Source organism: Bacteroidales bacterium (assembly GCA_013141385.1).
Classification (GTDB): Bacteria; Bacteroidota; Bacteroidia; order Bacteroidales; family Tenuifilaceae; genus UBA8529.
The window spans coordinates 31,265-46,077 of sequence record JABFRB010000011.1 but is presented as its reverse complement, the minus strand read 5'-3'; the positions used below and the strand labels follow the sequence as shown (position 1 = coordinate 46,077).

The window sequence follows — 14,813 nt, the reverse complement described above, 5'->3', positions numbered from 1 at the left end:
AAAATCACCCAACCATATTCCTTTCAGAAAAAAATATTCTATAATTGCAACTTATTTGGAGGAAGATGTGTTTATGGTTGAAAAATCAAAACAATTGAATTCCAGAAGCAGTATATTATTGTATCTCAATAAAACCCAACTTAAACAAATAACATAGATGTATAACTACGGCGATTTACCCAAGCAATTTACCGAAGAATCAACCGCAAAAGTAGCAATACTACCTGTTCCCTATGATGGCACCAGCACGTGGATTAAAGGGGCAGATAAAGGGCCCGAGGCCCTGCTTGAAGCTTCGGCCAATATGGAACTCTACGATATCGAAACCGATAGTGAAGTTTATAAAATTGGTATCTATACCGCACCAGCAGTAAAAGTCAACAAAAGCCCAGAGGCAATGGTGGAAGCCGTTCGAAAGAAAGCAGAATCACTCCTTGAAAAAGAAAAATTTTTAGTCACATTAGGGGGCGAACATTCAATAAGCATTGGGGTAATTCAAGCACATGCTAAAAAATTCTCTAACCTAAGCGTACTTCAAATTGATGCACATACCGACCTTCGTTCAAGCTATGAAGGCAGCAAAAACAATCACGCTTGTATAATGGCTCGCGCCAAAGAAATTTGCCCTATTGTGCAGGTTGGTATTCGTAGTATGGATGTTGGTGAAAAGGAAAATTTAGATCCAAGTAGGGTTTTTTGGGCTCATAAAATTGTAAATTCTGATGATTGGATGGATCAAGCAATTGATCTTTTAACTGATAATGTCTATTTAACCATTGATCTCGATGGCTTCGACCCATCAATTATGCCATCAACAGGCACTCCTGAGCCGGGGGGATTGCAATGGTATCCAACCCTTCAATTCCTTAAAAAACTGATAGAACGTAAGAATTTAGTGGGTTTTGATGTGGTTGAGCTTTGCCCTAATCCAAAAGAACGTTCATCAGATTTCCTTGCAACGAAACTTATTTATAAGCTTCTCTCGTATAAATTCAGAAATTCAGTAAGGTAAATTTTTAAAACTATTTAGCTATTTTTGCAAAAAATAATTTGACATAATGGAGAAAAAGGATCTGCTGAAGGATACAATTAAGCACATTGATATTAAATCTTTTGATGCTACCCCTATTATTGATTCTATGCGTGAAATGTCTTTCACCTCAAGAGACACTGCTGTAGCATCGGATATTTTTAACCGCATGATAAACGATTCTGAATGCACCAATATATTGACCCTTGCAGGTAGTACTAGTGCTGGTGGTTGCATGCAGATATACGTTGAAATGGTTAAAAATAAGATGATTGATGTTATTGTTGCAACAGGAGCATCAATTGTAGATATGGATTTCTTTGAGGCACTTGGTTTTAAACACTACAAAGGATCACAATCAATAGACGACAATCACCTACGTGATTTATATATCGATAGAATTTACGATACATTTATTGACGAAGAGGAGTTACAGAATTGCGATGGAACAATCAAAACTATTGCAGATGGAATGAAACCTGGAGCTTATAGCTCTCGTGAGTTTATTAAAGAGATGGGGAAATATTTAGTAAAGCATTCTGTTAAGAAAGATTCATTAATTCAGGTTTGTTATGAGCATAATGTTCCCATTTTCTGCCCAGCTTTCAGCGATAGCAGTGCAGGTTTTGGTTTAGTTAAACATCAGGTAGAAAATCCCAAGGCTCACGTATCAATCGATTCAGTAAAAGATTTCCGTGAACTAACAATGGTAAAGGTTAAAGCAAATGTAACTGGTCTATTTATGATTGGTGGCGGTGTACCTAAGAATTTTGCACAGGATACCGTTGTCTGCGCCGAGATATTAGGCTATGAAGTTCCAATGCATAAATATGCAATACAAATTACAGTTGCCGATGTTCGTGATGGTGCTTGTTCCAGCTCTACCTTAAAAGAAGCTTCATCATGGGGAAAAGTTGATACAACTTACGAACAAATGGTTTATGCCGAGGCTACAAGCGTATTACCATTAATTGCCAGCTATTTGTACCATAAGGGGGATTGGAAGAAACGTAATTTTAAAGAGTGGTCAAAGATTTTTGATTAGAAGCCTTTATACCAAACCTATGAATAAGTGTAAATGTGTTAAAACGCCAGAATCGGCAGAAGTTGATCAGAAATTCAAGATCAATACTTACTATGAATTTGATTACATTCCGCCGGTTAAAGAAAACGCCTCATACTTCAGGGTTTTTAGCCTTGAGGAAGGGTTTTCTAAAAATTTCAACTTGAAGGACTTTCAAGTCTTTTTCAAGAAGTATTAACCGCTTAAACCATTTAACTAAATACAAAAAAGGCTGCATGTATGCAGCCTTTTTTGTATTATTATGCTTCGATTAAAATCCTTTAAAAACTGTTATCGCCTTAATCGCATCTTTTTCAGTGTTTACAACCGATTTGATTGTTGTACTGTCTGCCTCGTAAATCATAATATACATTATTCCCAAATCCTTACTGTTTTTAATCTTTAGCAAACTTTCATTCTTATCATAACTCCAAGTACCAGAATCCAATGTTGTTTCATCCTTTATTTTAACATCTTTGTCAGTTGTAAATGAAAATATTACTTGCTCCTTCGCAGAAAACTTAAGAATCTTATCACCAACGGTGACTGATTCAAGTTTCCACTGTTTCTTTTTCAAATATTTATTGACAACAAAGTTGACACTCTCTCTATTTGTTTTTGCTACACTATTCAAGACACTAACTGATTCATTGTCTAAAGACATAGACTCATCCTTAGTACTATAGTTATTCTTTCTAGCCCATTCCAATAATTCTTTCTTTGATGATTGGAAGTAAGTGTAAGTTGATTGCAATTCATTTGAATTTGGCACCAATTCCAATCCCCTTTTCAAATACTCCTCAGCCTTAATGTAGTTATGAATTCTGTAATAATATGAATATATCGACTTGTAAAGCCCTCCAATATGCTCACTGCTTGCATCTTTAAATAGATTACCTTTAATAAAGACTTCAAATCGTTCAAGGTAATGCTTTCCTTTACCTATATTACCCATTTCAAAGTTATTGGTGATAATCCTTGAAAAACTATAGACCAAAAATTGTTGTACCATACTATTTGAAGCGACAAAAGGGAATTTCTGAATATACAAATCAAGAGAATCTATTCTATTCTCATAATCATTATCAAAAATCAAGTATTTACTAACTATTTCAGCTATTGCTTGTCTAGTACGAATGTTTTCGGAGTTAAACTTATATGCATTACCAAAATAGTATAAAGATTTCTGAAGATCGGAACTCGTATAATAATAATAACCAAGTAATTCATTATAGGTATGGTAAAAATCATTCTTATTAATTGAATCAGAAAGTAAGGTTATTAAATCGTTAAAATACTGCTTGTACTCACTAACATTCGGATGATTAATAACTAATTCGTTAGACACAACCCTAAAAATGTTATCTGCATAATCAATTGTGGTTGAACTTTTTTTATTGACATTTAAATACCTTGCCAGTGTTTTACCCGAGTATTTTTTCTTACTATTTTGTTCGTTTAGAATATTTTGAAGTGTAGCGCTTTTCAAAAAAGTAATTGATTTATCATCGTATAATATTTCCGCCTTTTCAAAGCATTTTAAAGCATCATTATAATTTAAAGAATTGTAATAAGTTACTCCAAAATTATAGTACTGTAAAGCGGCAAGCTGATATATATTAATTGATGTTCTTTGGTTATAATTTTGTTCAAAAAGTTCATCTATTGATTTTGTTTTATACTCATTCTCTGAAATCAACTTATTCTCACTTAAGTAATCAACATAACCCTTCTTATAGCGATCGTCATATACAAAAAGTCCATTTGCAGGCAAAGTTGTTTCAATAACAATTTGCTCTCCATTTGGATCAGCAATTAGATAAACATGTTCAGGCGCTTTTTTAATCGTATAATCAATATCAAAGTGCTCGAAAACCATAGCATATATGGCTGATGCCGTTAAACAATTATAATTACCATTTGCAAAAATATCTGAGAAATAAACTTCTTCGACATATTTTTGAAAGAAGGTTGAATGTACTTTTTTATAGATCTCCTTAATTTGCTTCTTCTTATTTAAACTTCTTATTCCGTTCTTCTCAAGATTCATATAAAACACAGTCAATCTCTCTATTATATCTTCTGATTTTGCATTATAATTAATTGCTATAAATAATTTTAATGGTTCCTCCTTCTTAACGGAAATATAATTAAGAAGCACTTTCATCTCGTAGTTATTGTTAAAAACCGAGGAGTCAATAGGATCTGAATTCGCATTTAAACATATGAAAAGGAAAATAGGAGCTAATATTTTATACCTTAAGTTACCATTTATCATATTATCAGATTTAGGAGATTATTCTAATGAAGGCATAAGAATAACAGTTTCACTAACGAAAGTAGTAAAAAATATAAAGAATAGGAAGTGTATCAAAAATTATAGCGCACTTTTTAGTATCACCTCAATTCTATTTGGTGTAATGTTCTTTCGCTCCCCTAGTTTCCATTGACGACTCTGGAATCTTTCAAAAATTGGAGCAAGCTGATCGACGGTTATCCCGTATGCAGAAAGTTTAGTTTTAACTCCAAGTGAGTTAAAGAATGATACCGTTCTAATTATTGCCTCATCAATTCGGTTATCCTCAGTACCATATTCAATTCCCCAAACATTTTTTCCAAACTGAAGAAGTTTTTCACGCTTATCGTCTTTCATCTCACGAAGTAATGCAGGTAAAACTATTGCCAATGTAACACCATGATCCAACCCAAAGAAAGCCGTAAGCTCATGACCAATCATATGAGTGGCCCAATCCGAAGGCACGCCTGTTCCAATAAGTCCATTTAGAGCCATTGTACAGCTCCACATAAAATTGGCACGAGTTTGATAATCCTCTGGGTTAGATATAGCCTGCGGTCCAATTTCAATAAGCGTTTTAAGAATTCCTTCGGCAAATCTATCCTGTATTGGTGAATTTGATGGGTACGTTAAATACTGCTCCGTTGTATGAATAAAAGCATCTACAATGCCATTAGCAATTTGCTTTGCGGGCAACGAATAAGTTGTTGTAGGATCAAGTATCGAGAATTTTGGGAAAAGTAGCGGGCTACCAAAAGGTAATTTCACCTTAGTTGAAGCCTTGGTAATAACCCCACCGGAATTCATCTCGGAGCCAGTTGCCGGTAACGTAAGAATGGTACCAAATGGCAGAGCATTATTCACTTTAGCTCCCTTCTCAAGTATATCCCAAGGATCTCCATCAAATAAAGATGCTGCTGCAATAAACTTTGTACCATCTAAAACAGAACCACCACCAACAGCAAGAAGAAAGTCTATCTTTTCAGTCTTTACTATGTCAACAGCCTTCATCAAAGTTTCGAAATGAGGGTTTGGTTCAATTCCACCAAATTCAAAAACTTTAAAACCCTTTAAACCTGATTTAACCTTGTCATAGACTCCATTTTTCTTAATACTTCCGCCCCCATATGTAAATAAAATTTTTGCATCTTTTGGAATTTCTTTTGAAAGTTGATCAATCTTTCCCTCTCCAAAAAGGATCTTTACCGGATTATAATAATCGAAGTTGTTCATATCTAATTAAATTTAGGGTAACTACTCAGGTATATATTTTGGTAATTATTTAGTTTGTAAACTAAAAAGGCTATGCGGTCTTTTAAGTTTCTCGCAAAGTCGCAAAGTCCGCTAAGGAGAAAAAACTAAAAGTTTTTTCCCTTTACGCATAAGTTTTAGGTTCAATTTGGTGTGATCTAATCATAATATTTCAATTGAGTTTAACTTTGCTCCTCATCTATCTTATATTCTTTGCGGCTTAGCGGCTTTGCGTGAGGTATTTTTTTATTGCTGAATAGTTACAATTTAGGTAATAAAAACGAAAGGATTAAAATTTATCCCAGATATAGCGCATCAAAACAGCAACACAAAAAAACACTAAATAATAAGTTGTGTGATTTTTTTAATATCAATCAAAATATTATCCTCCTCATCCTTATTCTGAGGTTTCACACCTAAATAAAGATAATTATCATCGCTTTTAACAAGGTGAACCAGTTCAAGTTCAGGAAAAGCCGCAATTAGGTTTTCGAGCAAATCCTCATCGCTTAAAAATTCAAAACCTCCCAATGCATTGAAACGAAGAACAAGTACCAAATCACTTATCTCGGATTGAAGCACATTTTTTGCAAGTTTCTCTGCAAGAAATTCTTTAATCCGATTCTTTGATATCTGAATGCTCTTCATACTTCAAGGTTTTAATTAAACTGATTACTCGAAAAAATAATAAGCAAATTTAAACGATAAAATGGAAAAAGGAGGTTTTGTCTATACGATTTTAGATGATTTTTGAATATTTCCCAATTGTCTTTCTTTTTTAGACACTTGTAAATGTTTACATCCTAAGATTCGAATCAAATTCCTCTAATAAACACAACCCAATTAACTTTGCCATTTCAAAAAAACTTCATTCTCTGGAAATAATCGTATTATATTTGCGAATTGCTTACCTAATAACGTTCCAACCATGAAAACACAAGCAAAACTTGAACAACTAAGAGGCTTAATGAAAAGAAATAGTGTTAGCGCATATATTATACCAAGTAGCGATCCCCATATCAGCGAGTATTTACCCGATTACTGGAAATCACGTAGTTGGCTTTCAGGATTCACTGGTTCTGCCGGAACAGTAGTTGTCACCACCAAAACCGCTGCACTGTGGACTGATTCAAGATATTTCCTTCAGGCTGAAAAAGAGCTTACCGATTCTGGTATCGAACTATGTAAACTAGGATTACCTGAAACACCATCGCTTGAGGCTTGGATTACTAAACTGCTTAGCAAAGGCGATAATGTTGGCTTTGATGGAAAAATATTTCAAACAACCCAAGCAAAAAGCATAATTGACACATTACAAAAAAGTGGCATTGAATGTAAATCCAGTTTAGATTTAATCACACCAATCTGGGAGAACAGGGCAGCAATGCCTCTAGGAAAAGCATTTATACAGGAGCTTAAATATGCTGGGAAAAGCGTTAGCGAAAAACTTGAAGAGATAAGAAAAGTAATGCTGACAAAAGGAGCATCTGCATACCTATTGTGCGCTCTCGATGAGGTTTGCTGGACTTTTAATATTCGTGGTAACGATATCAGTTATAACCCTGTAGTTCTTAGCTATGGTTTTATCGATTCAAAACAAGCAATACTTTTTATTGATACTGAAAAAATCGATGAAAATATTGCTAACCATTTAAAAGAGCAGGGAGTTACATTATTGCCATATGAAAAAATAGATGGACATATTGGAAAACTGAATAAGAGCGATGTAATACTAGTTGATCCATCTAAAACAAACTACCATTTGTACACATCAATCCCCGATAAAGTAAAGATAATTGAAGCAACGGGAATTGTAACTGAGATAAAGGCTCATAAAAACAGCGTTGAACTCGAAGGATTTCGAAATGCAATGGTGGAAGATGGGATTGCTTTAGTCGATTTCTTCTACTGGTTGGAATTGAATTTGGGTAAAACAACAATTACTGAAACTATTATTGGTGAAAAACTTGCTGAATTCAGGAGTAAAAGGAATAATTTTGTGAGCGAATCGTTTTCATCAATTGTTGGGTATGCGGATCATGGAGCAATTGTACACTATAGCGCAACAAAGGAAACCGAGTACGAAATTAAACCCAAAGGTTTCTTGCTTATTGATTCCGGTGGACAATACAGAAATGGAACAACCGATATAACAAGAACAATCCATCTAAGTGATCCTACAGAGGAAGAGAAGATTGACTTTACCCTTGTACTAAAGGGCACGATTCAGCTAGCCATGATTAAGTTTCCAGCAGGCTCAAGGGGTTCACAGCTCGATACGCTTGCCCGTATGGCGATGTGGAAATTGAATATCAACTACGGACATGGAACAGGACATGGTGTGGGTAGCTTTATGAACGTTCACGAAGGGCCAATGCAAATTCGTCCCGACAACCATTTACCAATAGAAATTGGTGAAGTGATGTCAGATGAGCCAGGATTGTATCGACAAGGTAAATACGGCATAAGAATCGAAAATTTGATAGCTTGCGTCCCCGATATTGAAAACGAGTTTGGTAAGTTCCTGAAATTTGAAACTCTTACCCTCTGTCCAATCGACACAAAACCCATTAAGGCTGATATGCTACTGCCCGATGAAAAAGAGTGGTTGAATAACTATCACAGAATGGTTTTCGAAAGGTTATCGCCATCTCTAAACAAAGAGCAGAAAGATTGGTTGAAGGAAAAAACAAAGGAGATATAAATCTAAACGCAAAGTCTCTAAGGCGCAAAGTTATTATTCGTTTCTTAGCGTCTTCGCGCCTTAGCGTTTAAAATAAGACAAATTAATGGAAAGCATTCGTAACATCTATCGAATAGGATATGGCCCATCAAGCAGTCATACCATGGGACCAAGGAAAGCCGCTGAAACATTCTTAGGTCGATTTAACGACGCATCAAAATATCAAGTAACTCTTTATGGTAGCCTTGCAGCTACGGGGAAAGGACACCTAACCGATAAAGCAATAAAAGAGGTTTTTCAAGATAAAAACTTAAATATTGTTTGGCAGCCCGAGATATTTCTACCCCGCCATCCAAACGGGATGAAATTTGAAGCCTTCGATGAACAATCGAACCTTCTTGGCGATTGGACAGCCTATAGCGTTGGCGGTGGTGCTGTTGTAGATGACAGTTCAAAAACCGAAAGCGTTGAAGTGTACCCATTCACAAACCTTAACGATATCATTAAATGGTGCAACAAGCATGGTCGCTCCTACTGGGAGTTTGTGCAAGAGCATGAGGATAAGGATATCCTTGACTATCTAAATGAGGTTTGGACGGTAATGAAAGAGGCCATATTCCGTGGCTTAGATAATGAAGGTGTTATGCCAGGCATACTCAATCTACCCCGCAAAGCATCGAGTTACCATGTAAGAGCCTCAAGTTTTACGGGCACTCTGCGTAAAAGAGCACTACTATTCTCGTACGCACTAGCCGTAAGTGAGGAGAATGCCTCGGGAGGACGAATTGTAACAGCACCCACTTGTGGTTCATGCGGCGTGATCCCTGCCGTTTTATACTACCAAAACACCGAACATAACTTTAGCGAAAAAAAGATTCTAAAAGCCTTAGCAACTGCTGGTCTTATTGGAAATGTAGTTAAGAAAAACGCATCAATATCGGGTGCGGAGTGTGGATGTCAGGCTGAAATTGGAGTTGCATGTGCAATGGCATCGGCAGCAACAACGCAGCTATACGGCGGAACAATATTCCAGATTGAGTACTCAGCCGAAATGGGACTTGAGCATCACTTAGGCCTAACCTGCGACCCCGTTGCAGGGCTAGTTCAAATACCATGTATTGAGCGTAACGCCTTTGCTGCAGGCAGAGCATTGAACCATCACGTATTTGCAATACTTTCGGATGGAAGACACCGTATTAGCTTCGATAAAGTAGTTGAAACCATGAAACAAACCGGAAAGGATATCCCAAGCCTTTACCGCGAAACCTCAACAGGAGGCCTAGCCTTGTTTGATGGACAGGTACATGAGTAGGAAAGTAAAAGGAGAGGTTGAAAGGTCATGCCTAGAAGAATAACCGGATAGAGTTCGAAGAACCTATCAGAGTTTGCCTCCCCGCTGCGTGAATTGCCAAAGCACAAAACCCTATCGCAAACCCAAAATCGTAAAATGCGTTACAAAGAGATACCACCGCAGCTCAATTATCGCAAACTGCGATAATCAGATTCACAACCCCAGTTTACCATTAAAAAAATACGAGTATCAAAAGAGAAGATATAACACAAAAAACTCAAAGGAGGCACAAAAAACACGAAGTAAAAGCATAACAAACAAACACATTGCAAACTTCACTAAACTTACAACTCATTACAAAACTCTGACAGGGTTCAAAACCCTGTCAGAGTTAAAAACACCGAGTTAAACAATCATCCAAATATCAACAGCCCCATCGGGGCGAAATATCGGTAAAAGCATAAAACCATTCCTAAAAACAAATCCCGTAGGGATGAAATACACGTAAAATATAAATCAATAAGTACCAAGTTCGCCAATAAAAAAGCGAAGAACGCAAACCCATATCCTCTTGCGTACTTCGCTAAACTTATAACCCTTTACAAAACTCTAACAGGGTTCAAAACCCTGTCAGAGTTAAACAATCATACAATCACCAACAACCCCATCGGAACTAATTATTAACAAAAACTTGTTTCTTCCATCTTTCCATCTTCCATACCTCCACTCTTCCGACTTCCGACTTCGGTCTTCCATCTTCGGTCTCCCGTCTTCCGTCTTCCTCCCCCCTACTTCTCAACCTCCTCCTCTTTCTTAGTCTCCTCCTTCTCGTGTCTTGTCCCGTAATTAACAATCTTGCGGGCACTCTTATATGCCGAGTAAAAATCAGGCTTACTCGTTTTATATGGAACCATTAGCTTATCAATAACATTCTGTAGAATATCGTCCGCCTTACCAAACAAATCATCAAGCGACTCATTCGCAGCCTTACGCTCCGAAACAACAACCCGTGGAGTTGATAACCTACTCGAAAAACTACTACACAAGCTATCCAGCATCGTTGCGCTCTCCTCGGTAACCGAGTAATCCTTAAGCGCAGTAGCATTCTCACGGATAATACTAATCACATGTGCCGATAAAGCAACCAGTCTCCCATCACGCATCCCCTGCAAATCGCTTAGCGAGTGTTTCATATCCGCCTGAAGGTTCTTATTCCCTGTGCGTGTAGCCATAGCGTAAACAACCGAAATCACCTCGTAAACCTTATTCTCCAACTCCTCCCTGTGAGCACCCTTAGTGGTAGTAGAACCATTGGTTTTCTGCTCAGCACCATTCCTAACATTATCAATATCAGCCTTTACAGACTCCAAATCCGTAACAGCAACCTTAAACACTGTTGAGCTTGTCCATAGCGCAACATTCTGCTTTAACAACGCAATAACCGTCCCGATCATCGCGAACTTATTCTCTAAAAACTTTTTCATAAAAAAGAAATAATTAATTTTAAATAAACACTAATTACTAAACACTAAAAACTAAACACAGAACTCTTTAAACTAAACACTATATACTATACACTTACTCCAAAACACATAACATTATATACCACATACTAAACCATAAACACATAACACTATATACAAAACACTACACCCTATACACTAACCCCTAAACATCACATAATAAAAGCCATACACTCAAATTCGTACAAATCTGCAATTCGCCAAATGGACTCTTAAGCTCGCCAAATGAAAATTGCAATACACCAAATGACCTTTTAAGCTTGCCAAATGAAATTGGCAATACGCTAAATGAACCCTTTAGCTCGCCAAATGAAATTTGCAATATGTCAAATGAAATTTTCAGTTCGCTAAATGAACTCGACAATTCGCCAAATGACCTCTTAAGCTCTCCAAATGAATTTTGCAATACGCCAAATGAACATTTTACCTCATCAAATTAATTCTGCAACTCATCAAACCAACCCTGCAATTCGTCAAATCGCCACTTAAACTCTCCAAATTGACCCTCCAATTTGCCAAACCAACCCTCAGTTTTACAGGAACAGGAAGCGTTTAGCAAGCTGTGTTATTTACCTCAACAATTCAAAGAACAAATTGCAACTCTTTATAGTACTCTAATAGCAGTCAAATGTATACAACTACTGTACCAAAACTCAAAAAACAAAAAACTCATGTAAAAAGAACGTTCTTAAAACAAATTTATTTTATACTGTTAGGAAATATTTTACTTTTGATGAACAGTTTTTGTTTAACAAAATTCGCTGAAAACAAAACTCACCGAGTTGAAAAAAACCAAAAATTCCCTTGACAACCTATAAAAAAAGTCTTATTTTTATATAAATTATCAAAAGGTACACAATACATTTCGTTTTAAGTGCATAAATGTGCTTTTGGTATACACTAAACGAGTTACGCGCAACCATGAAAAGACATTTTATAAGTAAATTAGAAAATGAAATAAATCTAAATTCTGAATTTAGTGAAAAAAAACTATTGGATTTTTGTCATGTTAGTTTTGGCAAATATTTTAACAACTTAGTTAAGGTAGGGAAACTTGTACCAAGAGAATGTGATATATTTAAGGAAAAGTTATTGTACTTTTCATATGGCGTACCTTATTATAAACCAAGAAACATGCAAACCGAAAATGCACTTGAGTTTCCTATAGCATTTATTTTTAAAATTGATGCTTTCAAGAATATTATTGATTATTTCCCTTTTGATACAGGATGCATTTATTCTTCAAGAATCAGTGGACTTTCAGGAAAGGGTTTTGAACCTCCTAATGATTTTTGTATACATAGCAATCCTGAGAAACTGGTTTCTTGTTTTTATAAGACAAATGAAAATTATCTCAAAGGTATTATTAGAAAAGACAACATTCCTAAAGGAATAATTATTGAAAAAATAATAACCTACTTATCGGCTAATTATTCGAGTCAGGGAATTGATAACAGACAAAGAACTATAGAATGTATATATAAAGATGAATTAAATATAAAGTCAAATTTATTATGGTTAGCTTTTCCCGATTTTTTAACAAAAAAGGCAAGTATATTATGGGATAAAAGTGATGCCTTTGAATATTATTCATATCCAACTGAAACAAATGAAAACCCTGCTCATCTAGCCACTCATATTGCTAAAAAGGCTAAAGAAATATTTAAATATAAATATCAAAAACCATAAAAATGTACTTGATTGGTTACTATAATCCTTATCATTGTTATCCTTCAAAAATTATCCCTATTATAATAAACGAGGACAAATTATTTGCAGTATACAGATATAAAGAAACACCCGAATATTTAGAAATAAAGGATTCTGTTCAGTTTATTAAATTGAATGATGATCAATTATTTAAATATGATAAAATTGATCTTTCAAATTATTCCTTTTTTGCTTTTAGTCTAAATGATATCATTTATTATAAAACAGATTATGAATTATTGGAAATATTATTACAAACGAAGAAATACATCAACTACAATCCGTTTTTATTATTAAACTTATCACAATCAACTGGAGATAAATTTTTAAACCAATATGCTTTTAGAAAGTGTATTATTCAATTAATTGGGGTAAATGAAAAATTCACCTATAAGTGGTATAATGAGAATTATAAATTAAACAATAACACAATTAATTTACCAGTAAGTTTAGATGAATATAAAGAAAATATTCGTTTAATTAAAATTGGATGTTCAATAGACAAAGTAGAATTTATATCAGAACTAAACAATTATATCAATTCAGATAATTCATTCTTCAAAGAATTTAATACTCAGTTAATAACTTATGGTTGTACAAATTCGGAATTAGAATTAGCATTTCTAAATAGAGTTTTTGATATTGTAATACCAGAATCAATTGATTTTTTTAAAATAGATGAATCTTTTGTAATAAATAATGAAAAATATAACAACTTAGGTTCAAGTAGGATTATATTGATTCAAAAATCAAGAAATTTAAATCTAAACTCTAGTCCAGATGAAGCGATTCGGCATTTTTTTGAGAATTTTCTTTTTAATAAAGAATTTTCATTTATTCGTCCAAGAAGCGATACTCAGTTTGGAATGTTGATTGATAGTTTCATTCTTGAATATATTGACAAATATTTACACAATAATATCACTAATGATATTGAAGAAATTATTGAACTTTCAGAAAAGAAAGTTAAAAGATACTTTAATAGTGATCAAGAATTATTAGAATATTTTAAAATTGAGGATAATTGGGAAATTGATTCTTTCTTTATTAAAAAAAGTTTTTTAAATGAATTCTTAGATATAATTCCTAATGACTTTGCACCAATCATAATAGAGTTAGATGAAAGGTATACTATTGATATTGAATTATATGTTTCCAATCAAAACATCAGTTATTACAATATCCCTGAACGATTTCAAGAAATATTAGTAGACAATGATTATTTAACGAAGGCTTATAATGTTGATCTTCCTTTATCTGCCATATTTGTCAATGAGCGATTAACTCTGTTAAACAAATATTCAGGTTTTGGATATAATACACTACAAAAACCACTCTCTATTTATTTAGTTGTTGATACTTCAGGAAGTATGTCTGGCGATAAAATTGATTCAGTTAAAGATGCCATTCGGACATTTATAGCATTATTGAATTCAGAAAGAGGGGACAAACTTGGTATTATAAGTTTTAATAATTTCCCAACAATTGTCTCTCCAATTGACTTCATTACAAACCGAGAAGATAGTATATTAAGAAGTGTTCGCGATATTGTTGCTTCCGGTGGTACAGCATTATTAGACGCAATAAATTTATCTATAGACTCACATCTTGAGTTCTTGGATGATGGGATAAAATTAATAATAGTATTGACAGATGGACTTGAAAGACACTCAAGAACAACAACATATGATAAATTAATAAATAAAATTAGAGCATTAAGTACTAATATAAATATGTTTGGATTTGCATATGGTCAAGATGCAGATTTAGGCTATCTTGAAGCAATTTCAAAATTAACAGGAGGTTATGCTAAAGAAGGAACGATTTCTAATATTAAGCAACTCTTTTCTTATATAGCAAGGCATTCTTAATAAAAGATCCCTTCGTTCGAACCCGAATGACTTTTGCTTAGAAGAAACTGTACTATGCGAATCAAAAAAAATAATCGATACTCAATAATTTATTA

Annotated in this window: 11 protein-coding genes; 7 read left to right on the top strand and 4 right to left on the bottom strand. The window is 34.5% G+C overall.

Annotated elements, in window-relative coordinates; translation table 11 throughout:
* Positions 1–157: 157 nt before the first annotated feature.
* The 3 genes from speB to HOO91_06155 are packed head-to-tail and all read left to right on the top strand — an operon-like array spanning position 158 to position 2,292.
* Positions 158–1,012: an agmatinase gene (gene speB, locus HOO91_06165; protein ID NOU17127.1), complete on the top strand. Its 855-nt coding sequence runs from the start codon at positions 158–160 to the stop codon at positions 1,010–1,012.
* 46 nt (positions 1,013–1,058) lie between these two features.
* Positions 1,059–2,075, top strand: a complete 1,017-nt coding sequence (locus HOO91_06160; protein ID NOU17126.1) for a deoxyhypusine synthase — start codon at positions 1,059–1,061, stop codon at positions 2,073–2,075.
* 19 nt (positions 2,076–2,094) lie between these two features.
* The gene (locus tag HOO91_06155; GenBank protein ID NOU17125.1) at positions 2,095–2,292 is read left to right on the top strand and encodes a hypothetical protein; all 198 of its coding nucleotides are present in this window, start codon (positions 2,095–2,097) and stop codon (positions 2,290–2,292) included.
* A 72-nt stretch (positions 2,293–2,364) separates the two neighbouring features.
* Here HOO91_06155 and HOO91_06150 read toward each other — a convergent pair whose 3' ends face one another.
* From HOO91_06150 to HOO91_06140, 3 genes are all read right to left on the bottom strand, one after another.
* The gene (locus HOO91_06150) at positions 2,365–4,371 is read right to left on the bottom strand and encodes a hypothetical protein (GenBank protein NOU17124.1); all 2,007 of its coding nucleotides are present in this window, start codon (positions 4,369–4,371) and stop codon (positions 2,365–2,367) included.
* Positions 4,372–4,470: 99 nt separating this feature from the next.
* Complete coding sequence (locus tag HOO91_06145; GenBank protein ID NOU17123.1) at positions 4,471–5,622, bottom strand: iron-containing alcohol dehydrogenase; 1,152 nt, start codon at positions 5,620–5,622, stop codon at positions 4,471–4,473.
* Positions 5,623–5,979: 357 nt separating this feature from the next.
* Entirely contained in the window at positions 5,980–6,288 is a 309-nt protein-coding gene (locus HOO91_06140; GenBank protein NOU17122.1) for a hypothetical protein, read from the bottom strand.
* Positions 6,289–6,568: 280 nt separating this feature from the next.
* On the opposite strand from HOO91_06140, the gene HOO91_06135 reads away from it, so the two are divergent.
* Positions 6,569–8,344 carry an aminopeptidase P family protein gene (locus HOO91_06135; GenBank protein ID NOU17121.1) on the top strand — a complete coding sequence of 592 codons (1,776 nt, stop codon included), beginning with the start codon at positions 6,569–6,571 and terminating at the stop codon, positions 8,342–8,344.
* Positions 8,345–8,429: 85 nt separating this feature from the next.
* Positions 8,430–9,635: an L-serine ammonia-lyase gene (locus HOO91_06130; protein NOU17120.1), complete on the top strand. Its 1,206-nt coding sequence runs from the start codon at positions 8,430–8,432 to the stop codon at positions 9,633–9,635.
* 767 nt (positions 9,636–10,402) lie between these two features.
* On the opposite strand, the gene HOO91_06125 is transcribed toward HOO91_06130, so the two are convergent.
* Positions 10,403–11,098, bottom strand: a complete 696-nt coding sequence (locus tag HOO91_06125) for a hypothetical protein (GenBank protein NOU17119.1) — start codon at positions 11,096–11,098, stop codon at positions 10,403–10,405.
* A gap of 960 nt (positions 11,099–12,058) precedes the next feature.
* Between HOO91_06125 and HOO91_06120 the strand changes: the two genes are divergently transcribed.
* Together HOO91_06120 and HOO91_06115 are read left to right on the top strand one after the other, a co-directional pair.
* Positions 12,059–12,826 (top strand): hypothetical protein, encoded by a 768-nt coding sequence (locus HOO91_06120; GenBank protein ID NOU17118.1) that lies wholly within the window; start codon positions 12,059–12,061, stop codon positions 12,824–12,826.
* Positions 12,827–12,828: 2 nt separating this feature from the next.
* A complete protein-coding gene (locus HOO91_06115) occupies positions 12,829–14,718 on the top strand; it encodes a VWA domain-containing protein (protein NOU17117.1) in 1,890 nt (629 codons plus the stop codon).
* Positions 14,719–14,813 lie beyond the last annotated feature (95 nt).

Coding starts and splice junctions, on each gene's coding strand:
- speB (NOU17127.1), top strand. CDS start 158: ATGTATAACTACGGCGATTTACCCAAGCAATTTACCGAAGAATCAACC.
- HOO91_06160 (NOU17126.1), top strand. CDS start 1,059: ATGGAGAAAAAGGATCTGCTGAAGGATACAATTAAGCACATTGATATT.
- HOO91_06155 (NOU17125.1), top strand. CDS start 2,095: ATGAATAAGTGTAAATGTGTTAAAACGCCAGAATCGGCAGAAGTTGAT.
- HOO91_06150 (NOU17124.1), bottom strand. CDS start 4,371: ATGATAAATGGTAACTTAAGGTATAAAATATTAGCTCCTATTTTCCTT.
- HOO91_06145 (NOU17123.1), bottom strand. CDS start 5,622: ATGAACAACTTCGATTATTATAATCCGGTAAAGATCCTTTTTGGAGAG.
- HOO91_06140 (NOU17122.1), bottom strand. CDS start 6,288: ATGAAGAGCATTCAGATATCAAAGAATCGGATTAAAGAATTTCTTGCA.
- HOO91_06135 (NOU17121.1), top strand. CDS start 6,569: ATGAAAACACAAGCAAAACTTGAACAACTAAGAGGCTTAATGAAAAGA.
- HOO91_06130 (NOU17120.1), top strand. CDS start 8,430: ATGGAAAGCATTCGTAACATCTATCGAATAGGATATGGCCCATCAAGC.
- HOO91_06125 (NOU17119.1), bottom strand. CDS start 11,098: ATGAAAAAGTTTTTAGAGAATAAGTTCGCGATGATCGGGACGGTTATT.
- HOO91_06120 (NOU17118.1), top strand. CDS start 12,059: ATGAAAAGACATTTTATAAGTAAATTAGAAAATGAAATAAATCTAAAT.
- HOO91_06115 (NOU17117.1), top strand. CDS start 12,829: ATGTACTTGATTGGTTACTATAATCCTTATCATTGTTATCCTTCAAAA.